The sequence below is a fragment of the Pseudorhizobium tarimense genome, from assembly GCF_022968135.1.
GTDB classification, from domain to species: Bacteria; Pseudomonadota; Alphaproteobacteria; order Rhizobiales; family Rhizobiaceae; genus Neorhizobium; species Neorhizobium tarimense.
In genome coordinates this window covers 94,513-111,034 of record NZ_JALJRA010000012.1, presented here as the reverse complement: position 1 = coordinate 111,034, position 16,522 = coordinate 94,513, and the positions used below count along the sequence as shown (strand labels likewise).

Here is a 16,522-nt window from a genome sequence, read left to right as displayed (position 1 = left end):
ATTGCTAGCAGAGAGCGGTTGGACATCAAAGCCAGGATCTCTACATTGTTCGCAAACACCATGTCTGCAACGGGGGCGCATGATGAAGTCATTGGAGATCGAACTCTTTCAATGCCGTAGCGATAACTACGGAGTTCTCATTCACGATCCGGAGACGGGGCTGACAGCGTCGATCGATGCGCCGGAGGAACAGGCGGTCAGCGACGCGGCGGCTCGGCGCGGCTGGAAGTTGACCCATATCCTGACCACGCATCATCATACGGACCACGTCGAGGGCAACCTTGGACTCAAGGAGAAGTTCGACCTCGAGATCATCGGCCCCATCAATGAGGCGGTTGCCATTCCAGGCCTCGACCAGTCGGTAACGGACGGCGACGAGTTCCGCTTCGGCGACCATACCGTCTGTGTCATTGAAACGCCCGGCCACACGGCAGGGCACATCTGCTACCACTTCCCCGACGATAAGCTGCTCTTTGCGGCAGATACCCTCTTTGCGCTTGGCTGCGGGCGGCTCTTCGAACGACCGGCGGCCGACATGTGGCACTCGCTGCAGAAGCTTGCAGCACTGCCCGACGAGACCGCAGTTTATTTCGGTCACGAATACACGCTGTCGAATGCTCGTTTCGCCATCACCATCGACCCTGACAATGCGCGGCTGCAGAACAGGCTGCGCGAGATCGAGGCCGCAAGGGCAGCTGGCCGGTTCACCATCCCCACAACGATCGGCTTGGAAAAGGAGACAAACCCCTTCCTGCGGGCGACCGACCCCGCCATCCGCCGGAACCTCTTGATGGAAAGCAAGACGAACGAGGAAGTCTTCGCCGAGATCCGCAGGCGCAAGGACAGCTTCTGAGATGGATCCGGATGCGATCATCCGAACGCTCGGCATGCAACGGCACCCGGAGGGCGGCTGGTATGTCGAGACCTTCCGCGATACCGCAGGCGGCACCCGCGGCCATTCCACCGCAATCTATTACCTACTGCAGGCCGGCGAACGGTCGCATTGGCATCGCGTCCGCGACGCCGCGGAAGCTTGGCACTTCTACGCGGGCAATCCCTTGCAGCTGACGATTTCCACCGATGGGAGAATCAGCGAGACGATCGTGCTGGGATCCGACCTCAAGCGCGGCGAGCGCCCTCAGGCAATCGTGCCTGCAAATGCCTGGCAGGCGGCGAAGCCGACCGGACGGTTCACGCTTGTCGGCTGCACGGTTGCGCCCGGTTTCGATTCTGCCGCCTTCGAGATGGAACCGCCCGGCTGGGAACCCGGCGCAGCGCCCGAACGGTGAGGGAAAGGCGCTACGGCGAGGTGCAGAGGCAGCGCGCATCAGCCGCCGTATTTTGCGGCCTTCACGTAAACATCTCCCATCCGCGTCGGAATGCGCGCATAAACCGGAGCATAAACGTTCACGGGCTGCGCTTTGGCAAACCAGATCTCCATCGGCGTCTTCTTCAGATACTCGATATCGCTCCGCCCGCGTCTAAAGCCGGATTTTGGCACGTAGCGGATCTCGCAGATGATCGCTTCACCCTCGAAGCCTTGGGTGGAGAAGGGCCTGCTGCCCTTCGGCGACAGGACGAGATCCATGCGAGACTCGCCGTCATAGATCGGCAACCGGCTGGGGCAGACCTTGGCGTCGCCGGGGAAGACGAGACCGCTCAAGGGATCCAGTACCGAACGAAGGTCGGAGTCCGTCACCGGCACCCAGTTGTCCGGACGGCTCTTCGGCTCAGGCTTCATGACCGACTGCGTCACGTTGCCGTTGCGGTAGACCACGTTATAGGTGCGGGTGCGCTTGCCCGTCTTGTAGACGAGGTTAAAGCGCTCCGCCTGCAGGCGATTGCCCTGTTTGCGGCCGCTGACACTGGTCTTTGCGGAAACCTTGCTGATTAGTTCCGCTAGCCCCCAGGAGCGGAAGCTGCCGGAAATCTCGTAATTATTACCGCCGAACTCGCTGGCAAAGGAGGCCTTCGCGATCGGCAGGATGCCCAGCGAGATGTCGTATTCGCTAACATGGCGCGTTCCGGCCGTATCGGCAGGTCCGGCAAGCAAGAGTGCAGCAAATGCAGTTGCAAGAAACGATCGGCGGCGTGCGATCATGGATGTGCCTCAATTCTACGGCAGGACGTCATGTCCCCGTCGCGCATTATATAGCAGCCACTATGGCAACAAATAGCCGGAGTGACCCGGGAGAACGCGAAATCTCGGCGCGATGACCATGTTTGGCTTGACGGGACCGGACACACTGACTATAGAACCGCAACTTTCCAATCAGACCAGTTGGATCGGCGCGCCGGACATTGTCCGGGAGTACCATTCGATTGCAGAAGAACAACAAAGGTGTACCCATGTCTCGTATGTGCGAACTGACCGGCAAGGGCGTTCAGACCGGCAACAACGTCAGCCACGCAAACAACAAGACGCGCCGCCGGTTCCTGCCGAACCTGTGCCACGTCACGCTGATCTCCGACGCGCTCGGCCAGCGTTACCGTCTGCGCGTTTCCGCGCACGCCCTGCGCTCCGTTGAGCACCGCGGTGGCCTCGATGCCTTCCTTCTGAAGGCAGACGAGAAGGAGCTGTCGATGCGCGCGCGCCTGCTGCGTCGCCAGATCGCCAAAAAGACGGCAGAAGCTGCGGCTGCCGCCTAAGCTTCGAACATCTACATCCGTTCCGGGGAGGGCTTGACGGGAAACCGGCCAAGCCCTTTCTTTTGAACCTTATCGAACTCCAACTGGTGGCATCACCCAGGATAAAAAAATGCGATACCTTCGCAGTACCTCCGTCTATGCACTCCTAATGGCGGCCATTGTCGTCGCCTCGAACTTCTTCGTCCAGTTCCCGCTCTCCGGCACGCTCTTCGGGATCAATCTTGGCGACCTGCTGACCTGGGGTGCCTTCACCTACCCGATCGCATTCCTGGTGACGGACCTGACCAACCGTCAGTTCGGCCCGTCGATCGCCCGGCGCGTCGTCTTTGCAGGTTTCGTGGTCGGCGTGGCTGTGTCCTTCTGGACAGCGATGCCGCGCATCGCCATTGCCTCCGGGACAGCCTTTCTGTTCGGCCAACTCCTCGACATTTCCGTCTTCAACCGCCTGCGCCGTCAGACCTGGTGGCACGCACCGCTGGCGGGCTCGTTGGTGGGCTCGGCCATCGATACGGCACTGTTCTTCTCGCTTGCTTTTGCGCCCGTCTTCGCAGTGTTTGGGCCGAACGAGCCCTTCGCTATCGAGTGGGCCCCGATCCTCGGTGTCCTGTCGGCGGAGGCGCCACGCTGGATCTCCTGGGCGCTCGGCGATCTCGGCGTCAAGATCCTGGTCGGCATCGTGATGCTACTGCCCTACGGGGCGCTGATGAGCGTGTTGAAACCCATGCCGCCGGCCAAGGCAGCGGGCTAACCGTCCCTTTCCGGCTGATGAACTACTGCGTCAGCCGGAATTCCAGCATCAGGTTGCGCTGCAGGAACGACCGGTTGTCGTCGGAGACGAGGATGATGCGCGTTTCGCCGCGTGGCCCCTCGATCACCTCGAGGCCCTCCATGTTGTCGATCTCGGCTCCCATGCCGGCTTCGATCAAGACTTCCCCGGCGACCACGGCACCAGGACGAATCGTATCGCCTTCGATCCGTCTGATCCGCATGCCGACGCCGCCGGTAAAGCTGAAGCGGCGCTCCAGCAGCAGGAGGTCACCATCGGGCAAAAAGGCACCATCGGTGACCGCCCAAGGCTCGTCCTTCGCCACCTTGAATATCCCTTTCAGCGGACCATCCAAGACAGCGGCGAACAGATTTCCATCGGCATCTATGCTCTTCTCAGCCACGGCGACCACCGCGCCCTTTAGCGTCGAATGGACCGGGGCGGCGGCAAGGGCCTCGATCCCGCCGTTGGAGCGTAGCTCCTGTCTCGGGATGACCGTGTCTATTGCTTTCGGCGAGGCCGTCAAGAAACCGGGATCGGGATATACGGCGACACGATGCCGCCTTTCATAGCTGACGATCAACTCCCCCGGCCGTACAGCAAGGCCTTCCGCATCCATCTCGGCTTTGGGGGCTGGCTTTCCGCTCCTGTCGAGCATCGGAGCAATGGAAAGATCGCTGATCCCCGCAAGGCGTCCATCGCCATCGCGGACAATTGTCCCCGTCATCCAGTCGCCGGTATCTAGCACCGCCACAAACTCACGCCCGTTCGGGCGAAAGCGGATCGATGATACACCGCCGAGCCGGTTGTCCGACGAGGAATACTGCAGCCCACCGAGAAACTGGAGAGATCCGAACCCGGTTCGCGACGACGCAGGCCCGAAGTTCTCGATGATCTCTGATCGGAGAGGTATGAAGGGCCTCGCCGGAGCGACAGGAAGTCCGACCAGAACCCCAACAAGGGCCGACGCGGCCAAGAGCCGAAGCCTCTTTAAGCCTGAGATCAACTTGCCCGCCGCGCCTTGACAGTGCTCTCTTCGAAAAGAGCTGCGAGCTGTTCGGTCATGGCGCCGGCCAGTTCGTCGGCATCGACGATGGTGACCGCCTTGCGATAATAGCGCGTGACGTCATGGCCGATGCCGATCGCCAGCAATTCCACCGGCGAACGCATCTCGATCTGCTCGATGACTGCCCGCAAATGACGCTCGAGATAATTGCCCGGATTAACCGACAGCGTTGAATCGTCCACCGGTGCACCGTCAGAGATCATCATCATGATCTTGCGTTGCTCGGGACGCCCGATCAGCCGGTTGTGCGCCCACATCAAGGCTTCGCCGTCGATGTTCTCCTTGAGCAGGCCTTCCCGCATCATCAGGCCGAGATTGCGGCGCGACCGGCGCCAGGGTGCGTCGGCCGACTTGTATACGATATGGCGCAAATCGTTGAGCCGACCCGGATTGGCAGGCTTTCCGCTTGCCAGCCACTGCTCGCGGCTCTGCCCGCCCTTCCAGGCCTTGGTGGTGAAGCCGAGGATCTCGACCTTCACACCGCAACGCTCGAGCGTACGGGCGAGGATATCCGCACAGGTGGCGGCCACCGTGATTGGCCGGCCGCGCATAGAGCCCGAATTGTCGAGCACGAGCGACACGACCGTGTCGCGGAACTGTGTGTCCCGCTCCTTCTTGAAGGAGAGCGGCTGCATCGGGTCGATGATCAATCGCACGAGCCGTGCCGGATCAAGGTAACCCTCTTCCAGGTCGAAGTCCCAGGAACGGTTCTGCTGCGCCATCAGGCGGCGCTGCAGCCGGTTTGCGAGGCGCCCGACCGCGCCCTGCAGATGCGCTAGTTGCTTGTCGAGAAAGGCCCGCAGACGGTCGAGCTCCGCTTCGTCGCAAAGCTCCTCGGCGAGCACTTCCTCGTCGAACTCCTCGGTGAAGATGCGGTAGTCGACCTTGTCGTTGAAGTCGTCGAAGGGGCTGTGTGGGCGACGGGTCTCGCCGGGCGTCTCGGAATGGTCCTCGGCCTCGTCCGACATCTCGTCGTCGGACATTTCGGCGCCTTCCATCTCGCCTTCGTCCAGTTCTTCGTCGGCAGCCTGACTCTGCTCGGCAGGTGCCGCGTCGGATCCAGCCTCTTCCTCGACCTCTTCGTTCTCAGTCTCGTTACTGCGCGGCTGCTCCTCGTCGTTGGGATTTTCCATCTCTTCCGGCTCGAAGTCCTCGTCACCGAGGTCCTCCGCCATCTGCATGGAAGAGAGCATATGCCGCACGAGCTTGGCGAAGGCCTGCTGATCCTCAATCGCGCCCTTCAGGTTTTCGAGGTCGGTTCCCGCCTTCTCCTCGATGAAAGGCCGCCAGAGGTCCAGAACCTTGCCCGCGCTGGCAGGTGCCTTCGTTCCAGCGAGCTTCTCGCGCACCATCATCGCCATCGCCTCGGCGAGCGGCGCATCTTCCTGCCGCTCGATGCCGGAGAAGTTGGCCTTGGCGTACTTTTCCGCGTTCATTGAATTGAGGTTCGAAGCGACCCCACTCATCCGCATCGCGCCGAGCGATTCCACGCGAGCCTGCTCGACGGCATCGAAGACGCTGCGGGCATCTGCCCCCTGCGGCGAAAGGGTGGCGTGCACCGACGTGTCGTGGCAGGCAAGTCGCAAGGCCATGGAGTCGCCGAGACCTCGCGTCACCGCGATCTCGTGCGCTGTCGGCCGTTTGGAAATCTCCGGCAGCCGGATCCGATCGCCCGCGAGACCGGGGCGATCATTGCTGAAGCTCACATCGACTTCGTACTCGCCGGCGATGGAGCGGACACAGCCGGTGATCGCGCGCCGCAACGGCTCCGCATCCACGGGGCCGCTCGTCTTGCCTTTAAGATTGTCTCCGCGTCCTGCCATCCGCTCTGCTGCCTCAGGCTCCGAGCACGATATTCGCCGCGCTTTCCTTCAGTTCCACACCGAAGGCGCGCTGGTACTGTTCGGCAACTAGCGTACGTTCCAGCTCATCGCACTTATTAAGGAAGGTGATCCGGAAGGCGAACGAGACGTCGCCGAAGATCTCGGCATTTTCGGCCCAAGTGATTACCGTCCGCGGGCTCATGACTGTCGAAAGATCGCCGTTCATAAAGGCGGAGCGTGTCAGGTCGGCGACACGCACCATTTTCGAAACAGTTTCGCGACCTTCAGCCGTCTTGCCGAAGCTCTTCACCTTCGCGGCGACGATATCGACCTCCTTGTCGTGCGGCAGGTAGTTCAGCGTGGTCACGATCGACCAGCGGTCCATCTGTGCCTGGTTGATCTGCTGAGTGCCGTGGTAGAGCCCGGTCGTGTCACCGAGGCCGACAGTGTTTGCGGTCGCAAACAGGCGGAAGGCCGGATGGGGGCGGATGACGCGGCTCTGGTCGAGAAGGGTCAGGCGGCCCGACGATTCTAGCACGCGCTGGATCACGAACATCACATCCGGACGGCCGGCATCGTATTCGTCGAAGACGAGCGCCACATTGTGCTGGTATGCCCAGGGAAGGATGCCGTCCTTGAACTCAGTAACCTGCTTGCCGTCCTTCAGAACGATAGCGTCCTTCCCGACGAGATCGATACGGCTGACATGGCTGTCGAGGTTGATGCGCACGCACGGCCAGTTCAGGCGCGCCGCGACCTGTTCGATATGGGTCGACTTGCCGGTTCCATGGAAGCCGGACACCATGACGCGGCGGTTGTGGGCGAAACCGGCCAGGATGGCGAGCGTCGTGTCGCGGTCGAACAGGTAGTCGGGGTCCAGATCCGGGACGTAAGGGTCGCCCTCGCTGTAGGCGGGCACCTGAATATCGGTATCGATGCCGAACACGTCGCGCACCGAAACCGTGGTGTCGGGAAGATTGGTAATATCAAGATCGATCTTGCTCATTATCACTCCAGGGCACGAGCCACCGCCCGGCCGTCAAGTCCTCTGCCAGTTGCACTACGGCTTAGCAGAAACCCGCTTGCTTCAACAACTGATATGCTTGGATCACGGCCCGAAAACGTTCCTCGGAACCGCGGTCGCCACCATTGGCATCCGGGTGGTGCTTCTTCACCAGTTCCTTGTACCGGCTCTTGATCTCGGTCGCATTGGCGCTGGCGGCAAGGCCCATCGTGTCGAATGCCTTCGCCTCGAGCGTCTTGAGCTTGCGCGCCTGCGGCTGCATGCGCGGGCCGGCCCCACGACCCTCCGCCACGAAGCCGAACGGGTCCTTGATCCGGTGATTGGAGGCCGCCGAGCCCGATCGAAGGGTCGAGTGCAAGGGCGCGTGCTTCGCCGACTTGTTGACGCCGACTGTCCAGGTCGGGCGATGACCGGTAATGGCTTCCTTCTGGTAGCGGGCGATCTCCGTGTCGGAAAGGCCGGAGAAGTAGTTGTAGCCCTTGTTGTATTCCTTGACGTGCTCGAAGCAGAACAGGAAGAACTGCCCCTCGGCATTGCGCCCCACCGGCGCGCGATGCACGCCCGGCCGGTCGCACCCATCCCATTGGCAGGTGGGGGCTTCCGCCGCCGTCTCCTGCTGGGCTTTCCGGCGCGTCCGTATCCGGTCGAAATATTTGGAATCCAGTTTCATTTGACCTCATTATGGGGTGCAGGAGGGGGGCGAACAAGAATTGACAAACCCCTTTCTTGCTGGTTTCTGGGATGCCCTTCGACGTTCTCCAGAGGCCGATCATGTCCGTAAAATCCCGCATTGAGACGTTGCTGCAGAATTGTCTTGCTCCTGAGCGGCTGGAGGTGATCGACGAAAGCCACCACCATGCCGGCCATCAGCCGAGCTTCGATGGAACTGGCGAAACCCATATGCGGGTCCGCATCGTTGCGAAAAAATTCGAGGGGCTGAGCCGGCTGGAGCGGCACAGGGCGGTCATTGAACTGCTGAAACCGGAACTGGACGCGGGCCTCCATGCTCTTGCGGTCGAGGCTGCGGCACCAGGCGAGCCGACGCGCTGGTAGGCGGCTACTCCGCCGGTAGGTCGACCGATTCTGCCGGGCGAATACGCAATCTGGTGATGCGGTTCTTTTCCCGCTTCATGACGATGAAGCGCTTTCCGTAGAACGTGAAGGCCTGCCGCTCCTGCGGGATGAGCTTTGATTCGTGAATGACCAGCCCGGCGATGGTAGTCGCTTCCTCGTCCGGCAAATCCCAGTCGAGCGCGCGATTGAGGTCGCGGATCGGAACAGAGCCGTCGACGATGATCGATCCATCCGCTTCCTGGCGCACGCCCTGAATTTCAAGATCGTGCTCGTCGGCAATATCTCCCACGATCTCTTCGAGGATGTCCTCCAGCGTCACGATACCTTGCACTTCGCCATACTCGTCGACGACCACCGCGAAATGCACCTTGCGCCGGAGGAAGGCGTTGAGCTGATCCTTGAGCGTCGTGCTGTCGGGCACGAACCACGGCTTCTGCGCAATCTTGACGATGTCGAGATTTTCCGGCTCGACATTGGGCTCAGCGAGTGCCCGCAGCAGATCCTTTGCATGGACCACGCCGATGATGTTCTCGGTGGAGTTTCGCCAGACCGGCATGCGGGTAAACGGGCTTTCCAGCACCGTGCGAACAGCCACCTCCGGCGGATCGTCCGCGTTGACCGCGCGCATCACCGTCCGGTGTTTCATGACGTCGGAGACTTCGAGCTCCTCAAGATCGAGAAGGCCGCCGACACGGTCACGGTCAGCCTTCTTGAAGCCCCCCTCACGGTGAAGGTGGTCAAGCGCGCTACGAAGCTCCTCATGCGCGGACAGCATCGAAGCTTCACGAGAGAGATTGATGCCGACGATGGCGAGAAGACCACGGACGATGGCGTTGACGCCACTGGAAAGCGGACCGACCACGGCGACGAACAGCCGCACGAATGGCGCAACAAAGATCGCAAACCGGTCCGGTGCGGAAATCGCCCAGCTCTTGGGCAGCACCTCCGAAAACACCACGAGCAGGGCAGTCATCAGCAAGGTAGCGATCGCAACGCCGGAATCGCCGAAGAGCGCGAGGAAGAGGCTGGTCGTGAGCGAAGACGCCAGGATGTTGACGAGGTTGTTGCCGATCAGGAGCGCACCGATCAGCCGGTCGCGGCGCTTGATCAATGCCCCAACGATGCCTGCCCTTGCATCGCCATTGCTTTCGAGCGTGTGCATGCGAGCAGGTGACGCCGCCGTCAGTGCCGTCTCCGAGCCGGAGAAGAAGCCGGAGGCAATGATCAACAGCAAGATCGAAACCAGCGTCAGCCAATACTCGGCCACGACAGACACAACGGATTCCACAGATGACCCCTAGCGCATCTCTTCCAGGAAACGGAGCACCTCCGACGCAGGAACGTCGTCGGCGACGAATGACTGACCGATCCCGCGCGTGAGGATGAAGGTGAGCTTGCCGCTTTTCACCTTCTTGTCCTGCGCGATCGCGTCCATCAACATCTGGGTCGGAGGCAGGGATCCTTCAATATCCGAAATCTTCGTCGGAAGGCCGACTTCAGAAAGATGAGCGGCAACACGTTGCGCATCGTCCGGGCTTGCCAGGTTCAGGCGGGCCGAGAACTGGTGCGCGAGCACCATGCCGATCGCGACGCCTTCTCCGTGCACCAAGCGACTGCTGTCGTACTCCGTCGCCGCCTCAAGGGCGTGTCCAAAGGTATGACCGAGATTGAGGAGCGCCCGCCGTCCTGTCTCGCGTTCGTCTTCGACCACGACGTCGGCCTTGGCCTGGCAACTGATCGCGATCGCCTCGATCCGCTCGGGACCGCCCTCGAACACCTTCTTCCAGTTGTTCTCCAGCCATCGGAAGAAATAGGGCTTGTCGATCAGCCCGTATTTTACAACCTCCGCATAGCCGGCGCGGAATTCGCGCGGTGAAAGACTGTCCAGAACGGCCGTGTCGGCCAACACCAGGTCCGGCTGATGAAAGACGCCGAGCAGGTTCTTACCGTGCCGCGTGTTGATGCCGGTCTTTCCGCCGACGGAGGAGTCCACCTGTGCCAGCAGGGAAGTCGGGATTTGGATGAAGCGCACCCCGCGACGGACGATGCCGGCGGCGAAGCCCGCCAAGTCGCCGACGACCCCGCCCCCCAGCGCAATCACCGCATCGTTGCGTTCTATACGCGCCGCAAGCACCGTGTCCGTGGCTGCCGCAAGGCCATCCATGCTCTTGGTCTTCTCGCCGGCCGGAAGCGTCAGCGAGACGGCCTCGATGCCATCGGTCTGCAGGCTGTCCATCAGCTGCGCCAGGTAAAGCGGCTCGACATGCTCATCCGTGATGATCGCAGCACGGCGCCCCCTCAGCCGCGCATTGATTTCAACTCCGGCTCGGCCGATCATGCCGGAACCGATCAGGATGTCGTAGGCACGCTCCCCCAGAGGAACATGAACCAGCCGATCATCGGCTCTGGACGCGGGGGCATTCATTCTCCGTCACCTTTCTGATCGGACTTGGCCAAGGCGGAAAGCACGTTCGTGACCATGGCTTCCTTGCGCACTTGGCCTGACTGTACGGTAAGATCCGCCAGGGCGTAGATCGGGTATCGCTGGTGCATAAGGTTCTCAAGCGTCGCCTTCGGGTTCTCGGTCTTCAACAGCGGCCGGTGATCCCGCTTGTTGACACGCTCCCAAAGCACGTCGAGTTCGGCATTGAGCCAGACCGAGACTCCACCTTCGCCGATGACCTGCCGCGTGTTTTCATTGATGAAGGCGCCGCCCCCGGTCGAGATCACCCGCGGGCCGCCCTCCATCAGCCGCGCGATCACCCGGGTCTCCAGCGATCTGAACTCCACCTCCCCATAGGCTGCGAACAGTTCTGAGATCGTCATGCGCGACACGCGCTCGATTTCGGTGTCGGTATCGACAAAAGGCAAGGACAGCGCCTGCGCCACCATGCGGCCGATCACGGATTTTCCCGCTCCCATCAGTCCGACAAAGACGAGGTTTCTCTTGCCAAGCGCCGCGCGAGCCTGCTCGGTAAGGGAAGGTCCCACAACGGGTGCTGAAAGGTCGTTCATCGTTCACAATCCATTTGCCGAAGGGTATCGACAAATGGGTCCCCACCGTCAAGCCATGCATGCCGCCAAAGCAGGCTGGAGCTTGCGCGCCGCGCCACCTTCTCGCATATACTGGCACTTGTCTTCAGCAGGATTCGCGAGGGAATTCCGATCGATGCCCACCCTTTTTCGCTTCCTGTTCGTCCTCGCCGTGATCGCCGGGATCATCTATGGGACCATGCTGGCACTGGTCTTCCTGGTGGAGCCGCGCGAACGTGACGTCACGGTGCGCATACCGTCCGAGCGGTTGAACCCTGCGCCACAGGAGTGATGCCCGCGTGGCCAGCCTCACCCGCGCCAATATCGAAGCCTTCCTGGAGATGATGAGCGCCGAGCGCGGGGCGGCCGCCAATACTTTGGTGTCTTACCAGCGCGATCTCGATCATCTTCATGAGTTCCTCGCTGGTCGCAAGACGTCACCTGTGGAAGCGACTAGTGACGATCTGCGCGCTTACCTATCCCATCTCGCCGGAAGAGGCTTTGCTGCCAGCTCCCAAGCACGGCGACTGTCGGCAATGCGGCAGTTCTACAAGTTTCTTTACGCGGAAGGGCTGCGCGGTGACGACCCGAGCGCCATTCTCGACAGTCCGACAAAGGCGCGTGCGCTTCCCAAGACAATGAGCGAGGCGGACGTGACGCGGCTGCTGGACCTCGCCGCCGCGGAAGCCGATGACCCGTCTGCGGGCCAGCTCTCACGCCTGCGCATGTTGGCACTGCTCGAACTGCTCTATGCAACAGGCATGCGCGTCAGCGAGCTGGTTTCGCTTCCGGCACGGGTGCTGCAACAGGAAGGACGCTTCCTGATCATTCGCGGCAAGGGCAACAAGGAAAGGCTCGTGCCGCTGTCACGCTCCGCGATCAACGCTCTGGGGCGATATGGCGAGGCGCGCAATGCTGCTGGGAAGGTCGATACCGACAGTCCCTGGCTCTTCCCCTCCAGCGGAAAGGAGGGATATCTGCCGAGACAGGTGTTCGCGCGTGACCTCAAGGGCCTTGCCGCCCGCGCTGGCCTACCTGCGGCGACGATCTCCCCGCATGTGATGCGGCACGCCTTCGCAAGCCACCTTCTACAGAACGGCGCCGACCTTCGTGTCGTGCAGGAACTGCTGGGCCATTCGGACATTTCCACCACACAGATCTATACGCATGTGCTTGAAGAGAGGCTCCGACAACTGGTGCAAACGCACCACCCCCTTGCAAAACTGGCGAAAAACCGGGAATAGAGGGCCCGCCGGCCCGGCCAGAACCATCGGAACACGGATCCAATGCAGACTTATCTCGACTTCGAAAAGCCAATCTCAGACCTCGAGGCAAAGATCCACGAGTTGAAGAAGATCGCCGCCGAAGACGAGAGCATCGACACTTCCGACGAGGTTTCGCGCCTGGAAGTTCGCGTTCGCGAAGCGATGGAAGATATCTATGGCAAGCTGAACGCCTGGCAGAAGACGCAGGTTGCGCGCCATCCGCAGCGACCTCACTTCGTCGATTACGCCGGTCAATTGTTCACCGACTTCACGCCCCTTGCCGGCGACCGCAGCTTCGGCGAGGACGCTGCCATCCAGGCCGGGCTTGGACGTTTCCGAGGGCAGCCGGTCGCTGTTCTTGGCCAGGAGAAGGGCCACGATACCAAGAGCCGCCTGAAGCACAATTTCGGCAGCCCCCGCCCCGAAGGCTATCGCAAGGCAATCCGTATCATGGAAATGGCGGATCGTTTCGGCCTGCCGGTCATCTCCCTCATCGACACCGCAGGCGCCTATCCAGGTGTCGGGGCCGAGGAACGCGGCCAGGCTGAGGCCATCGCCCGCTCCACAGAAATGTGCCTGGGGCTGAAGGTGCCGATGGTCTCCGTCGTGATCGGCGAAGGCGGCTCCGGCGGCGCCATTGCCATCGCAACCGGCAACAAGGTCTACATGCTCGAGCACGCGATCTACTCCGTCATCTCTCCGGAAGGTGCGGCATCGATCCTCTGGCGCGATTCCACGCGAGCACGCGAAGCCGCGACCAACATGCGAATCACCGCAACAGACCTGAAGGAACTGGGTGTCATTGATGATATCATCGCCGAGCCCACCGGCGGTGCGCATCGCGATCCCCAGGCGGTAATCAGTGCCACGGGCGATGTCATCGGCGCAGCTCTGGATGAGCTCGGCCAGATGTCCGGCGAAGAGGTCCGCGATGCCCGCCGGCAGAAGTTTCTTCAGATCGGCCGCAACCTCTAATATGCGTCGTCGCCACTAAATGGCCTGATTTTGCCGGATGGTTGCAGGAAGCCGTAGGCAGGCGAGGGTTTCGCTGGACAGGCTGACGCAAGCGGTTAAGAAGATGTAGAGATTACCGCTTCATTATCATGCCGCTGTACCGATTCCTTGCCCTAAAGCAATTGTGTGGTGTTCATGCCGATACGCCTGAAAAACATTGCCCTCGCCCTGATGCTCGCGACTGCATTGGCAGGCTGTAACGACACGCTGGATTCCGTCGACCTCTCGCACGTCAAAAACAAGGTCGAACAGCCTCTGCCATCGCGCATCGTCGCCGAGATGCAGAAAAAGAACATGCCCCGCAATTCTCCGATCATGATGCGGATCTTCAAGGAAGAGGGCGTGCTCGAGGTCTGGAAGGCGAAGGCGGACAATCGGTTCGACGTCATCGCCAGCTACGCAATCTGCGCCTGGTCCGGCAAGCTGGGGCCTAAAGTCAAGGAAGGCGACCGGCAGGCGCCGGAAGGTTTCTACAACCTCACGCCGGCCCACCTGAACCCGAACTCCAAATATTATCTCGCCATCAATACCGGCTATCCGAACCGCTTCGACCAAGCCCATGGCCGTACCGGATCGAACCTGATGATCCATGGCGCATGTTCGTCCTCCGGCTGCTACTCGATGACCGACGAGCAGGTGCTGGAGATCTATGCCTTTGCCCGCGACGCCTTCAAGGGGGGCCAGACTGCGGTGCAACTGCAGGCTTTCCCCTTTCGGATGACCGCCGAGAACATGGCGCGCCACCGCGACAGCGAGCACATCGACTTCTGGAAGAACCTGAAGGCGGGCTACGACAATTTCGAGGTCACCAAGCGGCCACCTGAGGTCGCGATCTGCGACAAGAAATATGTCTTCAATCAGGACATCAACGGCCAGATCGCCGGTGCAGCTGCCGCCTGCCCGCCAATGTCTACGCCACCGGCGCTAAACGTCGCACTGGCATCCTACGAGAAGAGCTACGAGGTCGCCTACCAGAAGGCGATGAACAAGCTCGACGGGATGGTCTGGTATGAGCCGACGGAAGCGGAGCGCAAGGCCGTTGTCGCCGAAAAGCGCAAGGGCCGCGACATCGCCTATGCACCAACAGGCACCTCGCTGGAAGCGGGTAAGCTGATGAAGCGCGAACAGTTTGAAGCCTTGATGGCCAAGCGCACCTCACCTCAGAGCACACCTGCCACTAGCGTTCTCGCTTCGACGTCGTCCCGACCGCAGAGCGCGGCTGAGCGCACGAAGCAGGGCCGCCTGCGGCAGCTGGACGCCCCAGCGCAAGCACAGCCCGCAACCGAGACGGCAGAGGCCTCCTCCACCACCGTGCCGATCCCCACTCCCAATCCTCTCGCCTATGCAGCGCCGCCGGTCAACACCGCGGAAAAGAGACCGTTCTGGAAATTCTGGGACGGCGAATGATGCCCGATACGGCGCAGCTTTATGACCTGCGGGGCCTCAAATGCCCCTTGCCGGTCCTGAAGACGCGCAAGCGGCTGAGCGTGATGCGCCATGGCGAGGAACTGCTGATCGAGACCAGCGATCCCCTGGCAGGCATCGACATTCCGCATTTCTGCTACGAAAACGGTCATCAGCTGATGGAAAGCGAGAAAACCGAAACCGGTCATCGGTTCAGGATTCGCAAGGGCTGAAAGAACCTAACGCCTGAAGCCGGGAACCGCCAACGGGTTGTCTTCCAGTGCCGTGCGATCCGGCCGGTCCACCCGCGGCGTGCCGGTAAAGGCGGCGAACAGGTCGCTGACGAACTCCTCCGGCAGATCCTGCGTGATTAGCACCATGCGCGTGCGGCGATCCGAGCCTTGAGGCCATGCCGCCAGGCGCTGCGGCGTATGGAAGATCGATTGCACGCCGTGAAGGACGAGCGGACGGTCGGGATTGTCGGAGAGCGCCACGATCGCCTTCATCCGCAACAGCTTCTCCCCATGCGCGGAGCGCAGCAGATCCACGAACATCTCGATCGCCATCGGATCGATCGGCTGGTCGTGAACGATGGCGAAGGAGCGGATCGAGTCGCCGTGGCGCGTGACGTCATGGTTGTGATGGCCGTGATGTCCATGCCCATGATGTCCATGTCCATCGCCATGATGATGATGGTCGTGATCATCGGCCGGAGCACGCGCCTCATCCTGCAGCCAGCGGTCGACATCGGCGATCTTGGTGGACGGGTCGTAGAGCCCCTTGTCGAGCAGGGATGCTACGGCAGTCTCTGGTGTATCCGCGTCCAGCCGCTGCGCCCGCGGGTTCAGCCTATCCAGATGTGCGTGAAGCTCCCGGAGCTGCTCCTCGCTTGCCATCGTTGTCTTGGAGATGATCAGCCGGTCGGCCACCGCCACCTGCTTGACCGCCTCCGGATGCCGCTTAAGCGTCGCCGCACCATTGACGGCATCGATTACAGTTAGGAGGCCATCCAGCTCGAAGTTCTGCGCGATCACCGGATTGCCCATCACCGACTGCATCACCGGCGCAGGGTCCGCAAGCCCCGTTGTTTCGATCACGGTGCGGCGGATAGGCTTCATCCGGCCGGTCTGCATTGCATCCATCATCGTCGCGAGCGTATCGACCAGTTCGCCGCGCACCGTGCAGCAGAGACAGCCGTTCGCAAGCTCGACCAGCGTATCGCCCGAAGATTCCACCAGCAGGTTGTCGATCCCGACCTCACCGAACTCGTTGATGATCACCGCAGTGTCGCTGGCTGCGGGATCCTTGAGGATACGGTTGAGCAACGTCGACTTCCCCGCCCCGAGGAAGCCCGTGATGATGGAAACCGGTATCCGGCTGCGGGAGGAATGCATCAGACAATGC

The 16,522-nt window shown here is 61.4% G+C and carries 19 protein-coding genes; 10 read left to right on the top strand and 9 right to left on the bottom strand.

What is annotated here, in order from left to right; translation table 11 throughout:
* The first annotated feature begins 82 nt into the window (after positions 1-82).
* Positions 83-853, top strand: coding sequence for a hydroxyacylglutathione hydrolase (gloB, locus tag MUU54_RS15750; protein ID WP_247245041.1), 771 nt, complete (start codon positions 83-85; stop codon positions 851-853).
* Position 854: 1 nt separating this feature from the next.
* Positions 855-1,289, top strand: a complete 435-nt coding sequence (locus MUU54_RS15745) for a cupin domain-containing protein (protein WP_247244976.1) — start codon at positions 855-857, stop codon at positions 1,287-1,289.
* Between the two features lie 38 nt (positions 1,290-1,327).
* Here the strand turns inward: MUU54_RS15745 and MUU54_RS15740 are convergent, their stop codons facing one another.
* Positions 1,328-2,101, bottom strand: coding sequence for a DUF3108 domain-containing protein (locus MUU54_RS15740; RefSeq protein ID WP_247244975.1), 774 nt, complete (start codon positions 2,099-2,101; stop codon positions 1,328-1,330).
* Between the two features lie 248 nt (positions 2,102-2,349).
* Between MUU54_RS15740 and rpmB the strand changes: the two genes are divergently transcribed.
* Positions 2,350-2,649 (top strand): 50S ribosomal protein L28, encoded by a 300-nt coding sequence (gene rpmB / locus MUU54_RS15735; protein WP_239997869.1) that lies wholly within the window; start codon positions 2,350-2,352, stop codon positions 2,647-2,649.
* A 109-nt stretch (positions 2,650-2,758) separates the two neighbouring features.
* Positions 2,759-3,397: a queuosine precursor transporter gene (locus MUU54_RS15730; protein ID WP_247244974.1), complete on the top strand. Its 639-nt coding sequence runs from the start codon at positions 2,759-2,761 to the stop codon at positions 3,395-3,397.
* Between the two features lie 22 nt (positions 3,398-3,419).
* Here MUU54_RS15730 and MUU54_RS15725 read toward each other — a convergent pair whose 3' ends face one another.
* The 4 genes from MUU54_RS15725 to MUU54_RS15710 all read right to left on the bottom strand — a co-directional run bounded on the left by MUU54_RS15725 (position 3,420) and on the right by MUU54_RS15710 (position 7,998).
* Positions 3,420-4,391, bottom strand: coding sequence for an esterase-like activity of phytase family protein (locus MUU54_RS15725; RefSeq protein ID WP_247244973.1), 972 nt, complete (start codon positions 4,389-4,391; stop codon positions 3,420-3,422).
* 26 nt (positions 4,392-4,417) lie between these two features.
* Entirely contained in the window at positions 4,418-6,304 is a 1,887-nt protein-coding gene (gene cobT, locus MUU54_RS15720; protein ID WP_247244972.1) for a cobaltochelatase subunit CobT, read from the bottom strand.
* A gap of 13 nt (positions 6,305-6,317) precedes the next feature.
* Positions 6,318-7,310, bottom strand: a complete 993-nt coding sequence (cobS, locus tag MUU54_RS15715) for a cobaltochelatase subunit CobS (RefSeq protein ID WP_247244971.1) — start codon at positions 7,308-7,310, stop codon at positions 6,318-6,320.
* A 61-nt stretch (positions 7,311-7,371) separates the two neighbouring features.
* Positions 7,372-7,998: a J domain-containing protein gene (locus tag MUU54_RS15710; protein WP_247244970.1), complete on the bottom strand. Its 627-nt coding sequence runs from the start codon at positions 7,996-7,998 to the stop codon at positions 7,372-7,374.
* 101 nt (positions 7,999-8,099) lie between these two features.
* Here MUU54_RS15710 and MUU54_RS15705 point away from each other — a divergent pair, with 101 nt between their 5' ends.
* On the top strand, positions 8,100-8,381 hold the full coding sequence (locus tag MUU54_RS15705; RefSeq protein WP_247244969.1) for a BolA family protein: 282 nt from the start codon (positions 8,100-8,102) through the stop codon (positions 8,379-8,381).
* A gap of 4 nt (positions 8,382-8,385) precedes the next feature.
* Here MUU54_RS15705 and MUU54_RS15700 read toward each other — a convergent pair whose 3' ends face one another.
* The 3 genes from MUU54_RS15700 to MUU54_RS15690 are packed head-to-tail and all read right to left on the bottom strand — an operon-like array spanning position 8,386 to position 11,417.
* Entirely contained in the window at positions 8,386-9,678 is a 1,293-nt protein-coding gene (locus MUU54_RS15700) for an HlyC/CorC family transporter (RefSeq protein ID WP_247244968.1), read from the bottom strand.
* 21 nt (positions 9,679-9,699) lie between these two features.
* On the bottom strand, positions 9,700-10,827 hold the full coding sequence (gene aroB, locus MUU54_RS15695) for a 3-dehydroquinate synthase (protein WP_247244967.1): 1,128 nt from the start codon (positions 10,825-10,827) through the stop codon (positions 9,700-9,702).
* Positions 10,824-11,417: a shikimate kinase gene (locus MUU54_RS15690; protein ID WP_247244966.1), complete on the bottom strand. Its 594-nt coding sequence runs from the start codon at positions 11,415-11,417 to the stop codon at positions 10,824-10,826. Before MUU54_RS15690 ends, aroB begins: the two co-directional genes overlap by 4 nt.
* 154 nt (positions 11,418-11,571) lie before the next feature.
* Between MUU54_RS15690 and MUU54_RS15685 the strand changes: the two genes are divergently transcribed.
* From MUU54_RS15685 to MUU54_RS15665, 5 genes are all read left to right on the top strand, one after another.
* Positions 11,572-11,727, top strand: coding sequence for a hypothetical protein (locus MUU54_RS15685; RefSeq protein WP_247244965.1), 156 nt, complete (start codon positions 11,572-11,574; stop codon positions 11,725-11,727).
* 7 nt (positions 11,728-11,734) lie between these two features.
* Positions 11,735-12,679: a site-specific tyrosine recombinase XerD gene (xerD, locus tag MUU54_RS15680; RefSeq protein ID WP_247244964.1), complete on the top strand. Its 945-nt coding sequence runs from the start codon at positions 11,735-11,737 to the stop codon at positions 12,677-12,679.
* A 42-nt stretch (positions 12,680-12,721) separates the two neighbouring features.
* Positions 12,722-13,675, top strand: coding sequence for an acetyl-CoA carboxylase carboxyltransferase subunit alpha (locus tag MUU54_RS15675; protein ID WP_247244963.1), 954 nt, complete (start codon positions 12,722-12,724; stop codon positions 13,673-13,675).
* A gap of 180 nt (positions 13,676-13,855) precedes the next feature.
* A complete protein-coding gene (locus tag MUU54_RS15670; protein WP_247245040.1) occupies positions 13,856-15,121 on the top strand; it encodes a L,D-transpeptidase family protein in 1,266 nt (421 codons plus the stop codon).
* Positions 15,118-15,351 (top strand): sulfurtransferase TusA family protein, encoded by a 234-nt coding sequence (locus MUU54_RS15665; protein WP_376742108.1) that lies wholly within the window; start codon positions 15,118-15,120, stop codon positions 15,349-15,351. Before MUU54_RS15670 ends, MUU54_RS15665 begins: the two co-directional genes overlap by 4 nt.
* A gap of 6 nt (positions 15,352-15,357) precedes the next feature.
* Here MUU54_RS15665 and MUU54_RS15660 read toward each other — a convergent pair whose 3' ends face one another.
* A complete protein-coding gene (locus tag MUU54_RS15660; RefSeq protein WP_247244962.1) occupies positions 15,358-16,512 on the bottom strand; it encodes a CobW family GTP-binding protein in 1,155 nt (384 codons plus the stop codon).
* Between the last annotated feature and the right edge of the window lie 10 nt (positions 16,513-16,522).